This window comes from Streptomyces sp. NPDC036822, from assembly GCF_055609145.1.
This window is the reverse complement of the sequence record NZ_JBVJPY010000020.1, coordinates 65,599-86,604: the sequence shown is the minus strand read 5'-3', so window position 1 is coordinate 86,604 and position 21,006 is coordinate 65,599. Positions and strand designations below refer to the sequence as shown.

Below are 21,006 nucleotides of genomic sequence, written 5' to 3'. Positions count from 1 at the left end.
ATCTAATTCGTCGGCACAGCCTCTCACCCGAACCGTGGTGGGAGAACCCCTAGGGGGCCCTCCCCCATACGGGGCAGGGGTCGTTCGTCCCGGCGGAGGACGAGGAGGGCGGGTCCCACTCCTTACCTTGGGTTTACGGAAAGCGCCCGGACCTCCGGAAAACCCCAGGGCGAAGAGTGCTGCGGACACCAGTGACCCGCGCCCCGCCACCTCCCAGACTCGACATGAGCCTGATCCGACCCACCCATAGGAGACATACCGTGACTTCGGCTGTGACCATCCCCAGGCACGGGGGTACTGGCGGACGTACGGCCGTCGCCGCGCGGGCGCGGCAGGTCGTCAAGGCGTACGGCGCCGGGGAGACCCGGGTCGTCGCACTCGACCACGTCGACGTGGACATCGCCCGCGGGCAGTTCACCGCCATCATGGGGCCCTCCGGGTCCGGCAAGTCGACCCTGATGCACTGCCTCGCCGGTCTCGACACCGTCACCAGTGGACAGATCCACCTCGACGAGACCGAGATCACCGGTCTGAAGGACAAGAAGCTCACGCGGCTGCGCCGCGACCGGATCGGCTTCATCTTCCAGGCGTTCAACCTGCTGCCGACGCTGAACGCGCTGGAGAACATCACGCTGCCGATGGACATCGCCGGCCGCAAGGCCGACCAGCAGTGGCTCGACCGGGTCGTGGCGACGGTCGGTCTCGCCGACCGGCTGAAGCACCGGCCCACCCAGCTCTCCGGCGGCCAGCAGCAGCGCGTCGCCGTGGCTCGCGCCCTCGCCGCGCGCCCCGAGATCATCTTCGGCGACGAGCCGACCGGAAACCTCGACTCCCGGGCCGGGGCGGAGGTGCTGGGCTTCCTGCGCCAGTCCGTGGACGAGCTCGGCCAGACCATCGTGATGGTCACGCACGACCCCGTCGCCGCCAGCCACGCCGACCGCGTGCTCTACCTCGCGGACGGCCGGATCGTCGACGAGATGTTCCGGCCCACAGCGGACGCCGTCCTGGACCGGATGAAGGACTTCGACGCGCGCGGGCGGACGTCATGACCGTCCTGAAGACCTCGCTGCGCAACTTCCTCGCGCACAAGGGGCGGATGGCGCTCTCCGCCGTCGCCGTCCTGCTGTCCGTCGCCTTCGTCAGCGGCACGCTGGTGTTCACGGACACCATGAACACGACCTTCGACAAGCTCTTCGCGTCGACCGCCGCCGACGTCACGCTCAGCCCCAAGGACGCGACCGTCGACGACGAGACGCCGCAGACCGGGCGTCCCGAGACCCTGCCCGCATCGCTCGTCGACCAGGTGCGCCGCGCCGAAGGCGTCAAGGAGGCGCAGGGCTCGGTTATCTCGCTGAGCGTGACCGTCGTCGACTCCCGCGACAAGAACGTCGGCCCCACCGGCGGCGCGCCGACCATAGCCGTCAACTGGTCGCCCATCGAGCTGCGTTCGGTGGACGTCACCTCCGGCCACGAGCCGCGCGGGCCCACCGACGTGATGGTCGACGGCGGCACCGCCGAGAAGCACGGCCTGAAGATCGGCGACGAGCTGCGCACCATCGCCGTCACCGGTGACTTCACGGCCCGGATCTCCGGCATCGCCGACTTCAAGGTGACCAACCCCGGCGCCACGGTCGTCTACTTCGACACCGCCACCGCCCAGCGTGAACTCCTCGGCAAGGAAGGTCTGTTCACCCAGATCACGGCCGACGCGGCCCCCGGCGTCAGCGACGAGACGCTGAAGGCGAACATCGTCTCCGCGGTCGGCGCCGGCTATACGCTGCAGACCGCCGCCGAGGTGGCGGACGCCGGCCGCGAGGACGTCGCCGGCTTCCTCGACGTCATGAAGTACGCGATGCTCGGCTTCGCCGGGATCGCCTTCCTCGTCGGCATCTTCCTCATCGTCAACACCTTCTCCATGCTGGTCGCCCAGCGCACCCGCGAGATCGGCCTCATGCGGGCCATCGGATCCAGCCGCAAGCAGGTCAACCGCTCCGTGCTCCTGGAGGCGCTGCTCCTCGGCGTCGTCGGTTCGATCGCCGGTGTCGCGGCCGGTGTCGGCCTCGCGATCGGCCTGATGGAGCTGATGGGCTCCATGGGCATGGAACTGTCCACCGACGACCTCACCGTCCGGTGGACGACGCCCGCCATCGGCCTCCTCCTCGGCATCGTCGTCACCGTCCTCGCCGCCTACATTCCGGCCCGCCGGGCCGGCAAGGTCTCCCCCATGGCGGCCCTGCGCGACGCGGGGACCCCGGCCGACGGCCGGGCGGGCCGGGTGCGGGGCGGGCTCGGACTGCTCCTCACCCTCGCCGGCGCCGGCGCGCTGGGCGCGGCGACGCAGGCCGAGAAGGCCTCCACCGGCTCCCTCTGGCTCGGTCTGGGCGTCGTCCTCTCCCTCATCGGCTTCGTCGTCGTCGGACCGCTCCTCGCGGGCGGTGTCGTCCGCGTCCTGGGCGCCGTCGTCCTGCGGGTCTTCGGCCCGGTCGGCCGGATGGCCGAACGCAACGCACTGCGCAACCCCCGCCGTACGGGTGCCACCGGCGCCGCCCTGATGATCGGGCTCGCCCTCGTGGCCTGTCTGTCGGTGGTCGGCTCCTCGATGGTCGCCTCGGCCACCGAGGAACTGGACCGCTCGGTCGGCGCGGACTTCATCGTCCAGTCCACCAACGGGCAGCCGATCATGCCGCAGGCACAGGCCGCGCTGGAGAAGACGCCGGGCCTGTCCCACGTCACCGAGTACAAGTGGATCGAGGCCACGATCACCGCGCCCGGCGGCAAGCCCGTGGACAAGGGCCTGGTCGCCGCCGAACCGACGTACGCGAAGGACCTGCGCCGCGACACCACCGGAGGCACGCTCTCCGACGCCTACGGCGAGAACGCGATGTCCGTCGGCAGCGACTACGCCGCCGAGCACAAGGTGAAGGTCGGCGACACGCTGACGGTCGCCTTCCAGGGCGGACAGAGCGCGCGGCTGAGGATCGCGGCCGTCACCTCGGACGAGAACAACGTCGACAAGGGCGTGATGTACACCAACATCACCACCGCCGCCCGGTACCTCCCGGCCGAGAAGCTGCCCCGCAGCATGATCCTCTTCGCCACGGCGCAGGACGGCAAGGAGGCCGAGGTCTACACGGCCCTCAAGGACTCGCTCGCCGCCTATCCGCAGTACACGGTGCAGAACCAGGCCGACTACAAGCAGACCCTGAAGGACCAGGTCGGCCAGCTGCTGAACATCGTCTACGGGCTGCTCGCCCTGGCGATCATCGTCGCCGTGCTCGGCGTGGTGAACACGCTCGCGCTCTCGGTGGTCGAGCGGACCCGGGAGATCGGCCTGATGCGGGCGATCGGCCTCTCCCGCCGTCAGCTGCGCCGCATGATCCGCCTGGAGTCGGTGGTGATCGCCCTCTTCGGCGCCCTGCTCGGCCTCGGCCTGGGCATGGGCTGGGGCACGGCCGCCCAGAAGCTGCTCGCCTTGGAGGGGCTCGGCGTCCTGGAGATCCCGTGGCCGACGATCCTGACGGTCTTCGTGGCCTCGGCGTTCGTGGGGCTCTTCGCGGCCCTGGTCCCGGCGTTCCGGGCCGGACGGATGAACGTCCTGAACGCGATCGCGACCGAGTAGCGGCCGGGCGGACCCGGGCAGACCCCGCGCGGGGGCACCCGGCTCGTCCGAACGGGTCCTGCCGCCAGGAAGGGGCTCGTGCGCGGGGGAACCCGGCTCGCCCGAACGGGTCCAACGGCCCGGACGGTTCCCCTGCCCTGGGGTGAGACCCGCGGGGCGCGGCCGGGCCCGCAAGGTACGGGCCCGCAAGGTACGGCCCCGCGTCCCCGGAGCGCCGCCGCTCCTCCCGGTGGCCGAGGCGCCGGCGACCAGGGGCCCCGCCCCCGGGGGCCCCGCTCCTCCCCTCTCCGGGCGGCGGCCCTTCGTCCACGGGCCCGGCGACCTGTCTCCGCCGTCCCACCCGTCACACGCCTGCCGCCCCGGGTTTCGGGCGCGGGTGTCGTCGGCACGTCGTAGTCTGGAGATCCCCCGGCCCGTCCCACGTGTCGGGCTGTTCGCGTTGCCCTCACCCGGGATGGAAGTCCATGAGTCTGCACGGTCTGCTCGACGTCGTCGTCAAGGACGCGGCCCTCTCCGAAGCGGTCACGGCCGCGGCCGACGGCAACCGCATGCACGTGGACCTGGTCGGCCCCCCGGCCGCGCGCCCCTTCGCCGTGGCCGCCCTCGCCCGCCAGGCCGGACGGCCCGTGCTGGCCGTCACCGCCACCGGCCGCGAGGCCGAGGACCTGGCGGCGGCGCTGCGCACCCTCATCGATCCGGACACGGTCGTCGAGTACCCCTCCTGGGAGACGCTGCCGCACGAGCGGCTGTCGCCCCGCTCCGACACCGTCGGCCGGCGCCTCGCGGTGCTGCGCCGCCTCGCCCACCCCTCGGCGGACGATCCGTCCGCCGGGCCGGTCTCCGTCGTTGTCGCCCCCGTGCGCTCCGTGCTCCAGCCCCAGGTCAAGGGCCTCGGGGACCTGGAGCCGGTGGCGCTGCGGACCGGGCGGACGGCGGACCTGAACGAGGTCGTGGAGGGCCTGGCGGCCGCCGCGTACTCCCGGGTGGAGCTGGTCGAGAAGCGCGGCGAGTTCGCCGTGCGCGGCGGCATCCTGGACGTCTTCCCGCCGACCGAGGAACACCCGCTCCGGGTCGAGTTCTGGGGCGACGACATCGAGGAGATCCGTTACTTCAAGGTCGCCGACCAGCGCTCCCTCGAGGTGGCCGAGCACGGCCTGTGGGCGCCTCCCTGCCGCGAGCTGCTGCTGACCGACGAGGTGAAGCGGCGCGCCGCGGCCCTGGCCGAGGCCCATCCGGAGCTGGGCGAGCTGCTCGGGAAGATCGCCGAGGGCATCGCCGTCGAGGGCATGGAGTCCCTGGCCCCGGTCCTGGTCGACGAGATGGAGCTGCTGCTCGACGTGCTGCCGAAGGGCTCCATGGCCGTGGTCTGCGACCCCGAGAGGGTCCGCACCCGGGCGGCGGACCTGGTGGCGACCTCCCAGGAGTTCCTGCAGGCGTCCTGGGCGGCCACCGCCGGCGGCGGCGAGGCCCCGATCGACGTCGGCGCCGCCTCCCTGTGGGGCATCGCGGACGTACGCGACCGGGCGCGCGAGCTGGGCATGATGTGGTGGTCGGTCTCGCCGTTCGCCGCGGACGACGCCGACCTGGACGCCGACACGGTCAAGCTGGGGATGCGCGCCCCGGAGTCGTACCGCGGCGACACCGCCCGCGCGCTCGCCGACACCAAGGGCTGGCTGGCCGACGGCTGGCGCACGGTGTTCGTCACGGAGGCGCACGGCCCGGCGGCCCGCACGGTCGAGGTCCTCGGCGGTGAGGGCATCGCGGCCCGTCTGGACTCCGACCTGACCGAGATCTCCCCCGCGGTCGTCCACGTGGCCTGCGGTTCGATCGACTTCGGCTTCGTCGACCCGGTGCTCAAGCTGGCCGTCCTGACCGAGACCGACCTGTCCGGGCAGAAGGCGGCCGGCAAGGACGGCCAGCGGATGCCGGCCAAGCGCCGCAAGACCATCGACCCGCTGACCCTGGAGGTCGGCGACTACATCGTGCACGAGCAGCACGGCGTCGGCCGGTACATCGAGATGGTCCAGCGGACCGTCCAGGGCGCCACCCGCGAGTACCTCCTCGTCGAGTACGCCCCCGCCAAGCGCGGCCAGCCCGGCGACCGGCTGTACATCCCCACCGACCAGCTGGAGCAGGTCACCAAGTACGTGGGCGGCGAGGCGCCGACCCTGCACCGGCTCGGCGGCGCGGACTGGACGAAGACCAAGGCGCGCGCCAAGAAGGCGGTCAAGGAGATCGCCGCCGACCTGATCAAGCTGTACAGCGCCCGGATGGCCGCGCCGGGTCACGCCTTCGGCCCCGACACCCCCTGGCAGCGCGAGCTGGAGGACGCCTTCCCGTACGTGGAGACGCCCGACCAGCTGTCCACGATCGCCGAGGTGAAGGAGGACATGGAGAAGACGGTCCCGATGGACCGTCTGATCTGCGGCGACGTCGGCTACGGCAAGACGGAGATCGCGGTGCGCGCGGCCTTCAAGGCGGTGCAGGACGGCAAGCAGGTCGCCGTACTCGTCCCGACGACCCTGCTCGTGCAGCAGCACTTCGGCACGTTCACGGAGCGGTACTCGCAGTTCCCCGTGGTCACCCGGGCCCTCAGCCGCTTCCAGACGGAGACCGAGTCGAAGGCGACGCTGGAGGGGCTCCGGGACGGTTCGGTCGACATCGTCATCGGTACGCACCGGCTGTTCTCGTCGGAGACGAAGTTCAAGGACCTCGGTCTGGTCATCGTCGACGAGGAGCAGCGCTTCGGCGTCGAACACAAGGAGCAGCTGAAGAAGCTGCGGGCCAACGTCGACGTGCTGACGATGTCGGCCACCCCCATCCCCCGGACGCTGGAGATGGCGGTGACCGGCATCCGCGAGATGTCGACGATCACGACCCCGCCGGAGGAGCGCCATCCGGTCCTCACCTTCGTCGGCCCGTACGAGGAGAGGCAGATCGGCGCGGCGATCCGCCGCGAGCTGCTGCGCGAGGGCCAGGTCTTCTACATCCACAACCGGGTGGAGTCGATCGACCGGGCCGCCGCCCGGCTGCGCGACATCGTCCCGGAGGCGCGGATCGCCACCGCGCACGGGCAGATGAGCGAGGGCGCCCTGGAGCAGGTGGTCGTCGACTTCTGGGAGAAGAAGTTCGACGTGCTGGTCTCCACGACGATCGTCGAGTCCGGCATCGACATCTCCAACGCGAACACCCTGATCGTGGAGCGCGGCGACAACTTCGGCCTGTCGCAGCTGCACCAGTTGCGCGGCCGTGTCGGGCGCGGCCGGGAGCGGGGCTACGCCTACTTCCTGTACCCGCCGGAGAAGCCGCTGACCGAGACCGCGCACGAGCGGCTGGCGACGATCGCCCAGCACACCGAGATGGGCGCGGGCATGTACGTGGCCATGAAGGACCTGGAGATCCGCGGCGCGGGCAACCTCCTCGGCGGTGAGCAGTCCGGTCACATCGCGGGCGTCGGTTTCGACCTGTACGTACGGATGGTCGGCGAGGCGGTCGCGGACTACCGCGCCTCCCTGGACGGCGGGGTGGAGGAGGAGCCGCCGCTGGAGGTCAAGATCGAGCTGCCGGTCGACGCCCACGTGCCGCACGAGTACGCCCCCGGCGAGCGCCTGCGCCTGCAGGCGTACCGGGCCATCGCCTCGGCGAACTCCGAGGAGGACATCAAGGCGGTACGGGAGGAGCTGACGGACCGCTACGGCAAGCTGCCGGAGCCGGTCGAGAACCTGCTCCTCGTGGCGGGGCTGCGCATGCTGGCCCGCGCCTGCGGGGTGGGCGAGATCGTCCTTCAGGGCCCGAACATCCGCTTCGCGCCGGTGGAGCTGCGCGAGTCGCAGGAGCTGCGGCTCAAGCGGCTGCACCCGCGCACGGTCATCAAGCCGGCGGTCCACCAGATCCTGGTCCCGCGTCCGACGAGCGGGAAGATCGGCGGGAAGCCGGTCGTGGGGCGCGAACTGCTGTCGTGGACGGGGGAGTTCCTGACCACGATCCTCGGCTCGTAGGGGGTCTCCTTCCACACCGGTCGCCCCACGCGGCCGGCGCGGCGGGTCAGAGGACGTCGAGGTCGATCGCCTCGGCCATGGCCCGGTAGCCGCCGGCGCTCGGGTGCAGATGGTCGCCCGAGTCGTAGACCGGCAGCAGTCGGTCGGGGTCCGCCGGGTCGGAGAGGGCGCGGTCGAAGTCGACCACGGCGTCGTACGCGCCCGACGTGCGCACCCATCGGTTGAACTCGTCCCGCTGGGCCTCGTTCTCCGGGCTGTCGTAGCGGGAGCCCTTGATCGGGGTGAGGGTCGCGCCGATCACCCTGAGCCCCCGGGCGCGCGCCTGGCGTATCAGCTCGCGGTGGCCGGCGACGAGCTGGTCCACCGACACCTCGGCGGTGGGGTCGTCCGCGGTCCCCCGACTGTCGGCGCCGATGTCGTTGATGCCTTCGAGGACGACGACCGTGCCGACGTTCGGCTCCGTCAGGGCGTCCAGGGCGAAGCGGTGGACGCCCTTCTCGCCGGCCCAGGCCTTGTCGCGGGTGAGCTGGTTGCCGCCGATGCCGTGGTTGAGGACGCTGCGCGGCCGCCCGGCGGCGGCGAGGCGTTCCGCCAGTTCGTCGGGGTAGCGGTCGTTCCTGTCGACGCCCGAGCCGACCCCGTCGGTGATCGAGTCGCCGAAGGCGACGATGCCGTCCCGCCGGCCGGACGGGCCGCCGCTCACCTCGACCCCGGTGAGGAAGTACCACGACCCACTCGTCTCCCGGAACTCCGCACCGGTGGCGTCGAGGCTGTGGTCGCCGTCCGCGCGGTAGCTGGTGGCGGAGGCGATGGTGTGGAACGTGGCGGGGCCGGTCGGCCCGGCCAGGTAGAGCGTGACGGTCACCGCCTCCAGGGCCCCGACCGTGAACGGCACCCCGTCGCTGGCGACCGTCCCGCCGACCGGCACGGTGACGGACGGCTCCGTGCCGAAGGAGAGCCGCCGCACCGAACCGGCGGACACGGAAGCGCCCTTGTCCGTGCGGGCGATCGTCGCGCCGGTGATCCGGAGCGGTGTCCTGCCGTACCGGTTGGAGAGTTCGATGCGGGCCCGGGTGCCGCCGACGCCGACCCTGACGACCTGTCGGACGGTCTGGTCGGCGAACCCCCGCAGGGACCAGTTCGGGCCGAAGGGCTCGGCCGGTGCCTGCGGGGAGGCGGCCCAGGCGCCGTGCCAGCCGGTCCGGCCGGTCTTCGCCGGGGGCGCGGACCCGCTCGACGACTCCGTGGACACGGACGGGCCGACGAGCGGCAGCGCGCCGAGGGCCGCGACGGCGAGCAGTGCGGCGGCCGCACGCCAGGAGGGAGTCTTGGAGGTCATGGATCTCGCCCGTCGTTCACGTTCCGAGAAGTTCAGAAGAGCAGCCCGGCGAGCGCGCGGAAGAACTCCTCGGGGTTCCGGTCGCCCAACGGTCCGCCCTCGGCCCTGCTCCCGCCGTCCTCCCCGCTCGCTTCGGTGTGCCCGTCGTGTCCGACGCGCGCACCACCCGCGGTGTTCCCGGCGTCCAGGTTGCGGGTCAGGAGCAGCGTGGCGAAGCCGTGGGCCAGGGACCAGGCGGCGATGCCCGCCGTGCGGGGATCCGCGGCGGAGCCGGCCGTGGAGGCGGCCGCGGATTCGGTCGTGGGCCCGGTCGTGGAGCCCAGGGAGTCGATGCCCGCGCGGAGTTCGGCCGAGGCGCGCTCCCTGGCGGCCAGGAGGCCCGGGTCGTCGCCGCGCAGGAGGTCGGGCTGGAACATCACCTGGAAGTGGGCGGGGTGGCCGACGGCGAAGCGGACGTAGGCGACCCCCCGTTCGCGCAGGTCGGGCGCGTCGGCGAGGGCGTCGGCCAGCAGGCCGAAGCCCTCGGCGGCGATCGCCGTCAACAGGCCCGTGCGGTCCTTGAAGTGGTGGGCGGGCGCCGCGTGGGAGACCCCCGCGCGGCGGGCCAGGTCGCGCAGGCTCAACGCCGCCGGGCCGTCGCCGGCGATGACGTCGAGCGCGGCGGTCAGGACGGCCTGCCGCAGGTCGCCGTGGTGGTAGCTGCGCCGACTCGTCATGACCACCATCCTACGCCGCATCTAGGCATTGACAGGTTCGGGCGCCCGGAGGAATCTGGACAGTGACAAGATACCCAGGGAGGAAGCCATGACCGTGGACACGGGGACAGGTGTGGAGCCCGGGCGCGTACGGCAGATGTGGCACCTGATCGAACCGCTGCACGCCCTGCTGTACTACGCCCCCGAGGCGTTCGACGAGGCCGCCCGCCTCGGCCACGACATCGGCGAGCGCTGGCCGGCCTACTTCGCCTGGCGTGCCGCGCCGCTCGGCCCCGCGGGCCCGGAGCGGGTCGCCTCCGCCTTCTACGGCTTCAGCCCCGACATGGTCGGCCGGTACGTCCCGGCGATCTGGCGCACGGCCGCGCCCGAGGAGGTGCTCGCCGCCCGGGTGCGGGCGGTCGACCGCGCCTACCGGAGTGTCCTCGGCGAGGACACCGTCGCGAGCCCCGGCGTCGCCGAGGCCGCCGCACTCGCCCGCCGGGCGGCCGAGGCCGCCACGACGGCCGGCCGTCCGCTCGCCGCCGCCAACGCCGCGCTGCCCTGGCCGGCCGACCCGCACTTGACCCTCTGGCAGGCCGCGACGATCCTGCGCGAACACCGGGGCGACGGGCACCTCGTCGCCCTCCTGGCCGCCGGGCTCGACCCGGCGGAGTCGCTGGTCTCCTTCGCGGCGGTCGGCGCGGCCTCGGAGAAGACCTTCGAGAGCCGCGGCTGGAGCGAGACCGAATGGAACGCCGCCAGGGACCGCCTCGCCGCACGCGGCCTGCTCGCCGCCGACGGCACGGCCACCGAGGCCGGCCGCGCCCTGCGCGCGGAGGTGGAGCTGCGGACGGACCGCCTGGCCGCCGCCCCCTGGGACGCGCTCGGCCCGGACGGGACCGCCCGGCTCGCCGAACTCCTGGGCGGACCCTGGCTGTCGGTGCTCGGCTCGGGACTGCTGCCCGCCGAGAACACCCTCGGCATCGGCAGGATCTGAGGCCCGCCGCGCGGCGGGCGCGGCCGGGGACGCACGACGGCCGTGGAGTGCGTGGGCACTCCACGGCCGCAGGTGTGTGAGGGCCGAAGCCGCCGGGTCACGCCCGTCAGGTCGGCGGAGGCGGAGGCGGTTCCTGCCCCCTGTCCTTCGCGCCGAACCGGTCGCCGACGTGCCGTTGTGCCTGGTCGACCTGATCGACGTACTTGTTGCCGGTCTTCTTGTCGACCATGTCCCCGGCGCGATCGACCGCCTGCTGGGTCTTGTCCGGGTGCTGGCCCATCATCTCTTTGAGCTTGTCCATGATCCCCATGCGTCCAGACTCCTTCGGAAGGGGACATACAGCGCATTCGACGCTACGCGCCCTCCGCCGTCTCCGCACGCCGGAGAATCGCCCGGACCATCGATTCCCGCGAGGCCCCGCCGCTCTCTGGCGGCACCCGGGGGGTGCCTCACTAGGATCCCCGCGTGCCCAGCTACCGCGGGATCCCGCCCCTCGCCGCCCTCGCCACCGCCGCCCTCGTCGCCTCCGGCTGCACGACGCCGCCGGACGGCCCGCCCGCCGAAGGCGCCCCCGGGAGGGCCGGATCCGCGCTCGCCGCCGTGGACGCCCTCACCGTCAAGGGCCGCGCCCCCAAAACCGGCTACGACCGGGAGAAGTTCGGCCGTGCCTGGGCCGACGTCGACGGGAACGGCTGCGGCACCCGCGACGACATCCTCAAGCGCGACCTCACCGACGTCCGCTTCACGGACGGGCGCTGCAAGGTCGCCTCCGGGGTCCTCGCCGACGACCCCTACACCGGCGGCCGCGTCGACTACGTCAGGGGCCGCAGCAAGGTCGACATAGACCATCTCGTGGCCCTCTCCGACGCCTGGCAGAAGGGCGCGCAGAAGTGGGACGCGGAGAAGCGCCGCCGCTTCGCCAACGACCCGCTCAACCTCCTCGCCGTCGACTCCGGCGCCAACCGCCGCAAGTCCGACGGCGACGCCGCCACCTGGCTGCCGGCGAACAAGGCGTACCGCTGCGTCTACGTGGCCGGGCAGGTCGCGGTGAAGAGGAAGTACGGGGTGTGGGTCACCGGCGCCGAACGGGACGCCATGAAGCGGGTCCTCGCCACCTGCCCCCAGCAGAGGCTTCCCTAGCGGTGTTCGTACGGTCTCGCCGGGGTCGCGGCGGCCGGAGGTTCGGGTGGGGGCCGCGAAAACCGGTTGGGGCCCGTGGGGGAGGTGGTTAGCCTGCCCGGATGGAGCTGAACATCACGACCCTCGCCGAACGCCCCGAACTCCAGGGGCCGATGTGGCAGATGCTCGACCTGTGGCCGGAGTTCATGCTCCACGACCCGATCGGCTGGGCCAACATCGGCCGGATCGTCGCCGAACTGCCGGAGTACGTCCTCGTCGCCACCGACCCCGACGGCAAGGTCGTCGCGCGCGCCTTCAGCGTCCCGTTCCAGCTGCGGGCCGAGGGCCGCGGAGACCTGCCCGCCACCGGCTGGGACCAGGTGCTGCTGTGGGCCTTCTCCGACAGGCGGCACGGACGGATCCCCGACACCGTCAGCGCCATCGAGGTCACCGTCGCCACCGGCATGCTGGGGCGGGGGATCTCGGCCAGGATGCTGGCCGCGCTGCGGGACAACGCCAAGCGCCACGGCTTCACCGAACTCGTCGCGCCGGTGCGGCCCAACGGCAAGCACCTGGAGGCCGGCACGCCCATGAGCGAGTACGCCTTCCGCACCCGCGAGGAGGACGGTCTGCCCCACGACCCCTGGCTGCGGGTGCACGTCCGGGCGGGCGGCACGGTGGAGGCCGTCGCCCCGGTCTCGATGACGATCGCCGCCGCCCTGGAGGACTGGCGCAAGTGGACCGGTCTGCCCTTCGACACCGACGGCCCGGTCGAGGTCGAGGGCGCTCTGGAGCCGGTGCACTGCGACGTCTCGCGTGGCTACGCCGTCTACGTCGAGCCGAACGTCTGGGTCCGCCACCGCCTGTGAAACGGCGACGGCGCGGCCACCGGCCGTGCACGGCGACGGCTGTGAACGGCGGCCGGTGTGCACGCCACCGCCTGTGAACGGCGACGGGGGTGCGAGGGCCGTCCCCCTCCGGCGGCCCTCACACCCCTGCGTCCCCCGTTCCCCGACTCCTACTTCGTGTCGTCGAGGACGTCCTTGGCCGGCGGAGGCGTGGCCACGACCGGCTTGCCGTAATCGGTGAAGGTGATCGTCCCCGGCTCCTCGCCGCCGGCCGTCACGATCTTCAGGATGTGCGGTTCGCCCTCCGTGGCCACGTAGAGCGTCGTCTTCTCCTTGTCGAACGCCTGGGTCAGCATCAGCGCCTTCCTGCCGCCGACCGTGGTCTCACCGCTCTTCACGGAGAGGTCGACGCCCTGCTCGAAGTCGGCGAGGAGGGCCTTCAGGTCGCAGAGTTCGAGGCTGTCCTTCGCCTCCGGGTCCGTCACGGGCGTCTTCACCCAGCGGCCCTTCAGCTCCTTGAGCATGGCCTCCTGGATTTCGGCGGGCTCGCTCTTGGCCTGCTCCCGCAGGAAGGCCTCGTCGAAGCGGAGGTAGGCGACCTTGTCGTCCGCCTTGACCAGCTCCGCCGTGCCCGTCGGGCCGACCGTCAGGGTGCCGGCGCACTTGGCCTTGGTGTCGACCGACAGATACGCCTTCATCGGCCCGTCGGTCGTCTTGACGGCCAGGTCGAGCGTGACGGAGTCGGCGGTCCTGGTGGCGGTGATCGCCTTGGCGGCGATCTTCGGACCGGTCAGCTCTCCGAACGGGCCGGCGGCCTTGGGGTCGTCGGAGAACGGTCCGCAGGCGGCGGCGCCGAGCGAGAGGGCGGCACAGAGCGCCGCGGCGAGCGCGGTCCGGCGGGTGCGGGCGGGGGTGGTGGCAGACATGAAGGGTTCTCCGGGGATGGTGTGCGACCGGTACGAGGGTGCGGACGGGGACGGGGACGGGGACGGGGACGGGAGAGCGGGCCGGGCGGCCGTCGGTCAGGGGGCGGGGGCCGGGGTCCGGCCTCGGAGGGTCAGCCGAGCTTCAGCTCCCACTGGGAGGCGTTGTGCTCCAGGCCCGGGCTCACCTCGACCGTGAGGTTCCCGGCGCCGGCCGGGGCGTCGAAGGCGAAGGTGACCGTGGCCTTCTTGCCGGGCAGGACCGTGCCGTCGAAGCCACTGCCGACCTTCTCGTCGAAGATCTGCTCGGCCGTGACCCCGTCCTTGCCCGCGCGGGCGGCCAGCGTGGCCAGGGTGGAGTCGAACGCCTTCTTGCCGCCGTTCTCGATCACGACGGTGACCTGGTACGCCTTGTTGCCCTCGGTGTGGCCGACCGCGTACTCGCTGGGGGAGTACGCCTTGGGCGCCGAGACCGTGATCTTCAGTCCGTCGTCGTAGACCGAGGAGGCGCCGGCCGTGAGGGCCTTGGCCTTGCCGCCGGACGCGCCCGGCTGCTTCGACGTGGGGTCCTTCGGCGCGGCGTCCTTGACCGCCTTGTCGATCTCGTCGACCGCGTCGCTGACCACCGTGAACGTGATCACCGCGCCGACCACCGAGAGGATCAGGGCCACGAGGCCCAGGACGGCGCCCGTGACGGTCACGCCCTTGTTGTTCGCCTGACCGCGCGTCACGCGGCCCTTGCCGACGAGGCCCAGGATCAGGGCGATCAGGCCGAGGATGCCAGCCAGCCAGAACAGGAACGGGATCAACCCGGAGACGGTGCCGATGATGCCGAGGACCAGGGCCGCGGTGCCCAGTCCGTTGCGGAAGGCGGCCGGCGCCGGCGCGGGGTGGAAGTGCGTGGTGTCGTACGACATGACTGTGTCCTCCCGGACCGATCGGCTGGCTGGAGTGATGGATCAATAACACCAGAGCCTGTGAACCGAGTCAACACGGTTCACAGGGTTTGCCTCGGATCACGCCGTGAAAGGGTGTGCCTCGCGTTCGTCGGTACTATCGAGCGCCACAGCGACGACAGCAGGGCTACGAGGGGAGTCGGTCAGTGCCGGAGCGCGCGACAGAGGTGACCGCCGCCGGGATCGCCCGGCTCGCGGGGGTGGGCCGGGCGGCCGTGAGCAACTGGCGCCGTCGCCACCCCGACTTCCCGCGCCCCGTGGGCGGCACGGAGACCAGCCCCTCCTTCGCCCTCGCCGAGGTCGAGGGCTGGTTGCGCGCCCAGGGGAAGCTCGCCGAGGTCCCCCTGCGCGAGCGGGTCTGGCAGCAGGTCGCCGGACACCCCGCGGGCGCCGTCACCGCCCTCGCCCACGCGGGCGCGGTCCTGCTGCTCGTGCGCGACCGCGCCGCGGCGTGGCCGACGCTGGCCGCCGCCCCCGACGAGCGGCTCGCCGCCACCCTGGCGGTCGCGCTCGAGGAGACGCTCACCGAGCGGTTCGGCGCCGAACGGGCCGTCCGCACCCCCACCGCCGCCGACCTCGCCCCCTCCGTCCCCCTCGTGCGCGGGGCCGCCGACCTCGCCGCCGAGACCGGGGCCCGCCAGGCCTTCGAGTTCCTCCTCGGCCGGCACCTCGACGCCAACCCGCGGCAGTACACGCTCACCCCGTCCGGCCCGGCCGCCCTGATGGCCGCGCTCGCCGCCACCGGCACCGACGGGCCCGCCACCGTCCTCGACCCCGCCTCCGGCACCGGCACCCTGCTGCGCGCCGTCGAGCTCCCCGGCGCCCTCCACGGCCAGGACGCCGACCCGGACCTGGCCGCCCTGACCGCCCTGCGCCTGGCCCTGACCTGCGACGCCGACATCCGCGTCCGGGCCGGCGACAGCCTGCGCGCCGACGCCTTCCCGCACCTCGCGGCGGACGCCGTGCTGTGCCACCCGCCGTTCAACGAGCGCAACTGGGGCCACGAGGAACTGGCCTACGACCCGCGCTGGGAGTACGGCTTCCCGGCCCGTACGGAGTCCGAACTCGCCTGGGTCCAGCACGCACTGGCCCGCCTCCGCCCCGGCGGCACGGCCGTCCTGCTCATGCCGCCCGCCGCCGCCTCCCGCCGCTCCGGCCGCCGGATCCGCGCCGACCTGCTGCGCAGGGGCGCCCTACGGGCCGTCGTCGCCCTTCCCGCCGGCGCCGCGCCCCCGTACGGCATCCCGCTCCACCTCTGGGTGCTGCGCAAGCCCGTCCCCGGGGCCGGGGCCTCCCAGGAGCTCCTCGTCGTCGACACCACGTCCCTCGCCGCCGACCAGCAGGGCGGGGCTGGCCGCGACCGGCTCGACTGGCAGACCGTGCACACCGCCGTCCTCGACGCGTGGCTGCCGTTCGCCCAGGACGGCACCGTCGAGCCGACCCCCGGCGCGAGCCGGGCCGTGCCCGTCATCGAACTCCTCGACGACGACGTCGACCTGGCCCCCGCCCGCCATCTGCCGTCCCCGGCCGCCGCAGGGGGGGCGGCGGACCTGGCGCGGGTCCGCGACCGGCTCGCCGAGACCCTCGGCCGCACCGTCGCCCTCGCCCCGCCGCCCCCGCCGTCCGCCCCCGCCGACCCGGCCGCCGCCCGCCCCACCGGCGTCACCGTCGGCGAACTCGCCCGCGCCGGAGCGCTCGAACTCCGCGCCGGAGGCGCCGGCGGCACCGCCGGAACCCCGGCCCCGGCGGGCCCCGGCGGGGCCGGCCGCGAGCAGTCGGTCCGGATGCTCACCGAGCACGACGTGTTCGCCGCCCAGCCCCCCTCCGGCACCCTCCCCGACGGCCTGCCCGACGAACCCGTCCTGCTCCGCGCCGGTGACGTCGTCGTCCCCGTCCTCGGCGGCGGCTCCGTCGCCCGGGTCGTCGACGCCGCCACCGCCGGAGCCGCCCTCGGCCGCAACCTCCAGCTGCTGCGCCCCGACCCGGCCGCCCTCGACCCCTGGTTCCTGGCCGGGTTCCTGCGCGGAACCGCCAACAACCGGCAGGCCAGCAGCTACGCCTCCACCGCCACCCGGCTCGACGTCCGCCGCCTCCAGCTCCCGCGCCTGCCGCTCACCGAGCAGCAGCGGTACGGCGAACGGTTCCGGGCGCTCGTCGAGTTCGAGGACGCCCTGCGCCTCGCGGGGCGGCTCGGCGAGCAGCTGGTCCAGGGGCTGTACGACGGGCTCGCGGACGGCACGGTGGCCCCCTGAGGCCGGCGCCCTGATCGGTTCGGCAACGGTTCCGTGCAACCCGGGAGCCGTTGTCGCTGTCGGTGTATACGCTCGGACCCGCAACCGATCCAGGTGACCAGGAGCAGGAATGTACGGCCCCGGCTATGAGCCCCCGGCACCTCCGCGTGCCCTCCCGACGTCCGTCGTCGTGCTCCGTGTGCTCTTCGCCGCACTCCCGTTGTTCAGCTGCGGGTTCCTGACCTGGGCGACGATGGTGCGGCTCGCGGTCGTGACGCGCCGTACGTCCGACTGGATCCTGTGCGGGGTCTCGGCGGCCCTCGTGATCACCGGCCTGGTGCTGATGCCCGACGACATCGAGACGACGCAGGCGGACGTCGTCGTGAGCGGGATCCTGCTCAACGCCCTCCTGTTCACGGTGTACTTCCTCTACGCCGACATCCGGCACGACAAGGTGCGCCGCCTGGGGCCGACGGGGGCCTCGCCGTACGCGACGACGGTCCCGCAGCACGGGACGGGATACGGCTACCCGCCCGCGTACCTCCAGCCGCAACCCCGGCCGCAGGTCCACCCGCAGCCGCCGGTGCCGCCCCAGACCCAGCCCCAGCCGCAAGCCCAGCCCCAGCCCCAGCCCCAGGCGCAGCCTCAGCCGCAGGCCAACCCCCGCATCGACCAGGTCCGTGCCGAGCTGGACGAGCTGAGCCACCTCCTCCGTAAGGAGGAGGGGAAGTGAACGGACGCGTCATCGGCGGCCGTTACGAACTGTCCACGATCATCGGCCAGGGCGGCATGGGCCAGGTCTGGACGGCGTACGACGGGCGGCTCGACCGCCGTGTCGCCGTCAAGCTCCTGCGCCCCGACCACATGGCCGCCGCCACCGCCGCCGGCGAGATGCGGCGCCGCTTCGTCCGCGAATGCCGGGTGACCGCCCAGGTCGACCACCCCGGCCTGGTCACCGTCCACGACGCCGGGAGCGACGGCGACGAGCTGTACCTGGTCATGCAGTACGTCGAGGGCGCGGACCTCTCCGACCACCTCGCCGAACACGACCCGTATCCGTGGCCCTGGGCGGTCTCCGTCGCCGCGCAGCTGTGCGCGGTCCTGGCCGCCGTGCACGCGGTGCCGATCGTCCACCGCGACCTCAAGCCCCGGAACGTCATGGTGCGCCCCGATGGCACCGTCACCGTCCTCGACCTCGGTGTCGCCTCCGTCCTGGACACCGACACGACCCGCCTCACCCACACCGGTTCACCGATCGGCAGCCCCGCCTACATGGCGCCCGAACAGGCGATGGGCGGCGCCGTGGGCCCGTACACCGACCTGTACGCGCTCGGCGTCCTGCTCCACGAACTGCTCAGCGGGAACGTGCCGTTCGCGGGTTCCACCGCCCTCGGCGTGCTGCACCGGCACCTCTACGAGCCGCCGGTGCCGGTCCGCCGGCTGCGCCCCGAGGTGCCCGAGGCCCTGGAGGCGCTCGTCCTGCGGCTGCTCGCCAAGGACCACCGGCACCGGCCGTCCGACGCGCACGAGGTGTACGAGGCCCTGCTCCCGCTGCTGCCCGCGCGCGGGATCCCCTCCGGGCCGCTCGACCCGACCCGCCCCTTCCTGCGCCCGCACGCACCGTGGCCCGACCGCGCCTCCGCCCCGCCTCCGCCCCCGGTCGCGCCGCCGGTCGCCCCGCCCGTCTCCCGCCCGGACGTCGCCGCCGCCGTCGACGAGGTCAAGCGGCTGCTCGGCGAAGGGTCGATCACCCAGGCCGTCGACATCCTCGGCGGCATCCTGCCCGCCGCCGCGGCCGAGCACGGCGAGCACTCGCCCGTCGTCCGCATCCTGCGCAAGCAGTACGCCACGACGCTGATGGACGACGGCCAGTACCGCCGTGCCCTGCCGGAGCTGCGCCGTCTGGCCGAGGACCGCACGGCGGAGGCGGGACCGGCGGATCCGCAGACCCTGCAGTTCCGTTACGACGCGGCCCAGTGTCTGGAACAGCTCGGCGAGACCGCGTCCGCACTGGCGGAGTACCGCGCCCTCCTGCCGTACGTCGACGGCGGCACGGACCCGTCGCGCGCCTTCGACATCCGCCGCCGGATCGGCAACCTCCTGCTGGCCATGGGCGACCACACGGCGGCCCACCAGCACCTCCAGGTCCTGCTCTACGACACCGAGCGCGCCTACGGCCCGTACCACGCGGTCCCCACCGACCTGCGCCGGGCGCTGGCCCGCCAGCAGCAGATGGGACCGCACGCCTGACGGTGTGTGACCGCGGTCACGGCCCCAAGATCGCTCCGCGGGCGATGATGCTCGCCGGCCCGGCGGCCCTTCCCGTCGCCGTGTCACGGGGCGGGCGTGCGGGTGCGCGCGCCCGACGGCCCGCCACTCCCAAGGAACGAGATCGAGGACACGTGACCATGCAGAAGCGCGCGAAGCAGCGCGGATACCGAACGATGGGCGCCTCGCTCGCGCTGGGCGCCCTCCTCATGGCCACCCCGGCGGCGAGCGCGGAGCCGGTCACGGCGGTCACCACCGGGCCGGTGTTCAACGACCCGTCGGGCGACACGACCGCCCAGGGGCGGATCCTGAGCCACCTGGGGCGGCTCGTCGACGGAGCCGAGCCGGGGTCCTCCATCCGGATGTCGCTCTACCTGTACGGATCGCAGTGGCTGACCGAGCGCCTGCTCGCCGCCCACGCGCGCGGGGTCACCGTCCAGGTGGTCCTCGACAACGACACCGCCGGCTACCCGGCCGTCGCGAACCTGAGGAACGGGCTGAGCGGGGAGTCCTGGGTGCGGATCTGCAAGGCGGAGGAGGCCTGTCTCGCCAAGGACCCCGGCACCACGGCGGCGGACCCGAACGGCTGGTACGACAACGTCAACCACAACAAGTACTTCCTGTTCTCCCGCACCAAGGGCAACGGCACCGTCCCGGTGGACGACGTGGTGGTGCAGTCCTCCGGCAACCTCATCGAGCAGGACCGCACGAAGCTGTGGAACGACGCGATGACGGTGGCGGGCAACAAGGAGCTGTTCGACGCGTACGCGGCCTACTTCGCCGACCAGGCGGAGGCCGCCGCCGGCCGGATACCGCAGGTCGACGAGTACGCGCACGACACGCAGGCCGGCAAGGCCAAGGTCTACTTCTTCCCGCGCTCGGGCACCGACCCGGTCGTCAACGTCCTGAAGACGGTGGCCCAGCCGGTCGGCACGGCCGAGCCCTGCCACGGCAACGCCCCGGGCTTCGGCACCTCCGACGGCCGGACGAAGATCCGGATCGCCCAGGGCCACACCACCCGTCCCGAGGTGGCCGAGCAGCTCTGGAAGCTCGCGGACGCCGGCTGCCACATCGACATCGTCTACGGCAAGCTCGACAACTGGCCGATCGACGCGGAGAAGTACCCGCTCCGGGTGGCCGAGTGGCTGACCAGGCCCACCGCGAAGGGGCGCATCGTCCTGCGTCAGCTGCACAACGACCAGAGCGGCGGCACGGCGACGCACACCAAGTACCTGCTGATCGAGGGCGCGTACCTCGGCGGCGCGAACAAGAAGATCGTCTTCACCGGCAGCCACACGTACACGGGCATGGCGCTGAAGGTGAACGACGAGGCGATGCTGAAGTACGAGGACCCGGCCGTCTTCGACGCGTACGTCGGGAACTTCGAGGCGCAGCGGGCGGCGGCGGAGTCGGAAGGGCTGTAGCGGGCGGGCGGCGGCTGACGGGACGACAGAATCACGAGTGGGCATCTGATCGGTGTACGGATCGACAGTGTCCCTTTTGCGTGGTCCGTGACATGTAGCGTACGCGTTCGATCATGTACACGTCCCCAAGGAACCCTTATGACTACGCCGCCGCCCGTCACCCCTGAGCAGCCCGCCGCCTTCGGCGAGCCCGTCGCCTCCGCCGAGCCGGCGAAGAAGAAGGGCCTGGGCAAGAAGGTCCTCGGCATCCTCGTGGCGATCGTCGTCGCCCTCGGCGTGAAGTTCGGTTACGCGGCCATCAGCGGCGACCTCCCCACGCACGCCGAGGCGGGCGACTGCATCAGCGTCACCGGCCCGGACAACGACCCGAAGGTCGAGACCAAGGAGTGCACCGACAAGGGCCCCGACCTCTACAAGGTCACCAAGGTCCACAAGGGCACCTTCGACGTCAACAAGTGCGGCGAGATGACCGCGCTGGCGCAGGAGTGGGACTACGAGAAGTTCGTCCTCTGCCTGGAGCCCGTCAAGAGCTGACGCCCTCACGGGCGATGAAGGGGCCGGACGCCTGACGCGTCCGGCCCCTTCGGCG

16 protein-coding genes are annotated in these 21,006 nt (G+C 72.7%); 11 read left to right on the top strand and 5 right to left on the bottom strand.

Annotation, left to right across the window (positions count from 1 at the left end):
* Positions 1-260 precede the first annotated feature (260 nt).
* The 3 genes from ACZ68P_RS31115 (at position 261) to mfd (ending at position 7,617) form a co-directional block, all read left to right on the top strand.
* Entirely contained in the window at positions 261-1,049 is a 789-nt protein-coding gene (locus tag ACZ68P_RS31115) for an ABC transporter ATP-binding protein (RefSeq protein WP_471012078.1), read from the top strand.
* On the top strand, positions 1,046-3,619 hold the full coding sequence (locus ACZ68P_RS31110) for an ABC transporter permease (protein WP_471012075.1): 2,574 nt from the start codon (positions 1,046-1,048) through the stop codon (positions 3,617-3,619). Before ACZ68P_RS31115 ends, ACZ68P_RS31110 begins: the two co-directional genes overlap by 4 nt.
* Positions 3,620-4,083: 464 nt before the next feature.
* Positions 4,084-7,617: a transcription-repair coupling factor gene (gene mfd / locus ACZ68P_RS31105; protein ID WP_471012072.1), complete on the top strand. Its 3,534-nt coding sequence runs from the start codon at positions 4,084-4,086 to the stop codon at positions 7,615-7,617.
* Between the two features lie 46 nt (positions 7,618-7,663).
* Here mfd and ACZ68P_RS31100 read toward each other — a convergent pair whose 3' ends face one another.
* Together ACZ68P_RS31100 and ACZ68P_RS31095 are read right to left on the bottom strand one after the other, a co-directional pair.
* Positions 7,664-8,956 carry an SGNH/GDSL hydrolase family protein gene (locus ACZ68P_RS31100; RefSeq protein WP_471012069.1) on the bottom strand — a complete coding sequence of 431 codons (1,293 nt, stop codon included), beginning with the start codon at positions 8,954-8,956 and terminating at the stop codon, positions 7,664-7,666.
* Between the two features lie 32 nt (positions 8,957-8,988).
* Positions 8,989-9,672, bottom strand: coding sequence for a TetR/AcrR family transcriptional regulator (locus tag ACZ68P_RS31095; protein ID WP_471012067.1), 684 nt, complete (start codon positions 9,670-9,672; stop codon positions 8,989-8,991).
* Between the two features lie 88 nt (positions 9,673-9,760).
* Between ACZ68P_RS31095 and ACZ68P_RS31090 the strand changes: the two genes are divergently transcribed.
* Positions 9,761-10,648 (top strand): SCO6745 family protein, encoded by an 888-nt coding sequence (locus ACZ68P_RS31090; RefSeq protein WP_471012065.1) that lies wholly within the window; start codon positions 9,761-9,763, stop codon positions 10,646-10,648.
* 106 nt (positions 10,649-10,754) lie between these two features.
* On the opposite strand, the gene ACZ68P_RS31085 is transcribed toward ACZ68P_RS31090, so the two are convergent.
* The gene (locus tag ACZ68P_RS31085; protein ID WP_471012064.1) at positions 10,755-10,958 is read right to left on the bottom strand and encodes an antitoxin; all 204 of its coding nucleotides are present in this window, start codon (positions 10,956-10,958) and stop codon (positions 10,755-10,757) included.
* Between the two features lie 155 nt (positions 10,959-11,113).
* Here ACZ68P_RS31085 and ACZ68P_RS31080 point away from each other — a divergent pair, with 155 nt between their 5' ends.
* Complete coding sequence (locus ACZ68P_RS31080) at positions 11,114-11,788, top strand: HNH endonuclease family protein (RefSeq protein WP_471012061.1); 675 nt, start codon at positions 11,114-11,116, stop codon at positions 11,786-11,788.
* 101 nt (positions 11,789-11,889) lie between these two features.
* Positions 11,890-12,636, top strand: a complete 747-nt coding sequence (locus ACZ68P_RS31075) for an N-acetyltransferase (RefSeq protein ID WP_471012059.1) — start codon at positions 11,890-11,892, stop codon at positions 12,634-12,636.
* Positions 12,637-12,785: 149 nt separating this feature from the next.
* On the opposite strand, the gene ACZ68P_RS31070 is transcribed toward ACZ68P_RS31075, so the two are convergent.
* Positions 12,786-13,541, bottom strand: coding sequence for a hypothetical protein (locus tag ACZ68P_RS31070; RefSeq protein ID WP_471012056.1), 756 nt, complete (start codon positions 13,539-13,541; stop codon positions 12,786-12,788).
* A gap of 131 nt (positions 13,542-13,672) precedes the next feature.
* Positions 13,673-14,455: a DUF4352 domain-containing protein gene (locus tag ACZ68P_RS31065; protein ID WP_471012054.1), complete on the bottom strand. Its 783-nt coding sequence runs from the start codon at positions 14,453-14,455 to the stop codon at positions 13,673-13,675.
* 185 nt (positions 14,456-14,640) lie between these two features.
* On the opposite strand from ACZ68P_RS31065, the gene ACZ68P_RS31060 reads away from it, so the two are divergent.
* From ACZ68P_RS31060 to ACZ68P_RS31040, 5 genes are all read left to right on the top strand, one after another.
* Entirely contained in the window at positions 14,641-16,746 is a 2,106-nt protein-coding gene (locus ACZ68P_RS31060; RefSeq protein ID WP_471012052.1) for an N-6 DNA methylase, read from the top strand.
* A 169-nt stretch (positions 16,747-16,915) separates the two neighbouring features.
* Entirely contained in the window at positions 16,916-17,458 is a 543-nt protein-coding gene (locus tag ACZ68P_RS31055; RefSeq protein ID WP_471012051.1) for a hypothetical protein, read from the top strand.
* Positions 17,455-18,975, top strand: a complete 1,521-nt coding sequence (locus ACZ68P_RS31050) for a protein kinase domain-containing protein (protein ID WP_471012049.1) — start codon at positions 17,455-17,457, stop codon at positions 18,973-18,975. Before ACZ68P_RS31055 ends, ACZ68P_RS31050 begins: the two co-directional genes overlap by 4 nt.
* Before the next feature lie 158 nt (positions 18,976-19,133).
* Positions 19,134-20,417, top strand: a complete 1,284-nt coding sequence (locus ACZ68P_RS31045) for a phospholipase D-like domain-containing protein (RefSeq protein ID WP_471012047.1) — start codon at positions 19,134-19,136, stop codon at positions 20,415-20,417.
* A 138-nt stretch (positions 20,418-20,555) separates the two neighbouring features.
* The gene (locus tag ACZ68P_RS31040) at positions 20,556-20,951 is read left to right on the top strand and encodes an LppU/SCO3897 family protein (RefSeq protein WP_471012045.1); all 396 of its coding nucleotides are present in this window, start codon (positions 20,556-20,558) and stop codon (positions 20,949-20,951) included.
* Positions 20,952-21,006: the final 55 nt, after the last annotated feature.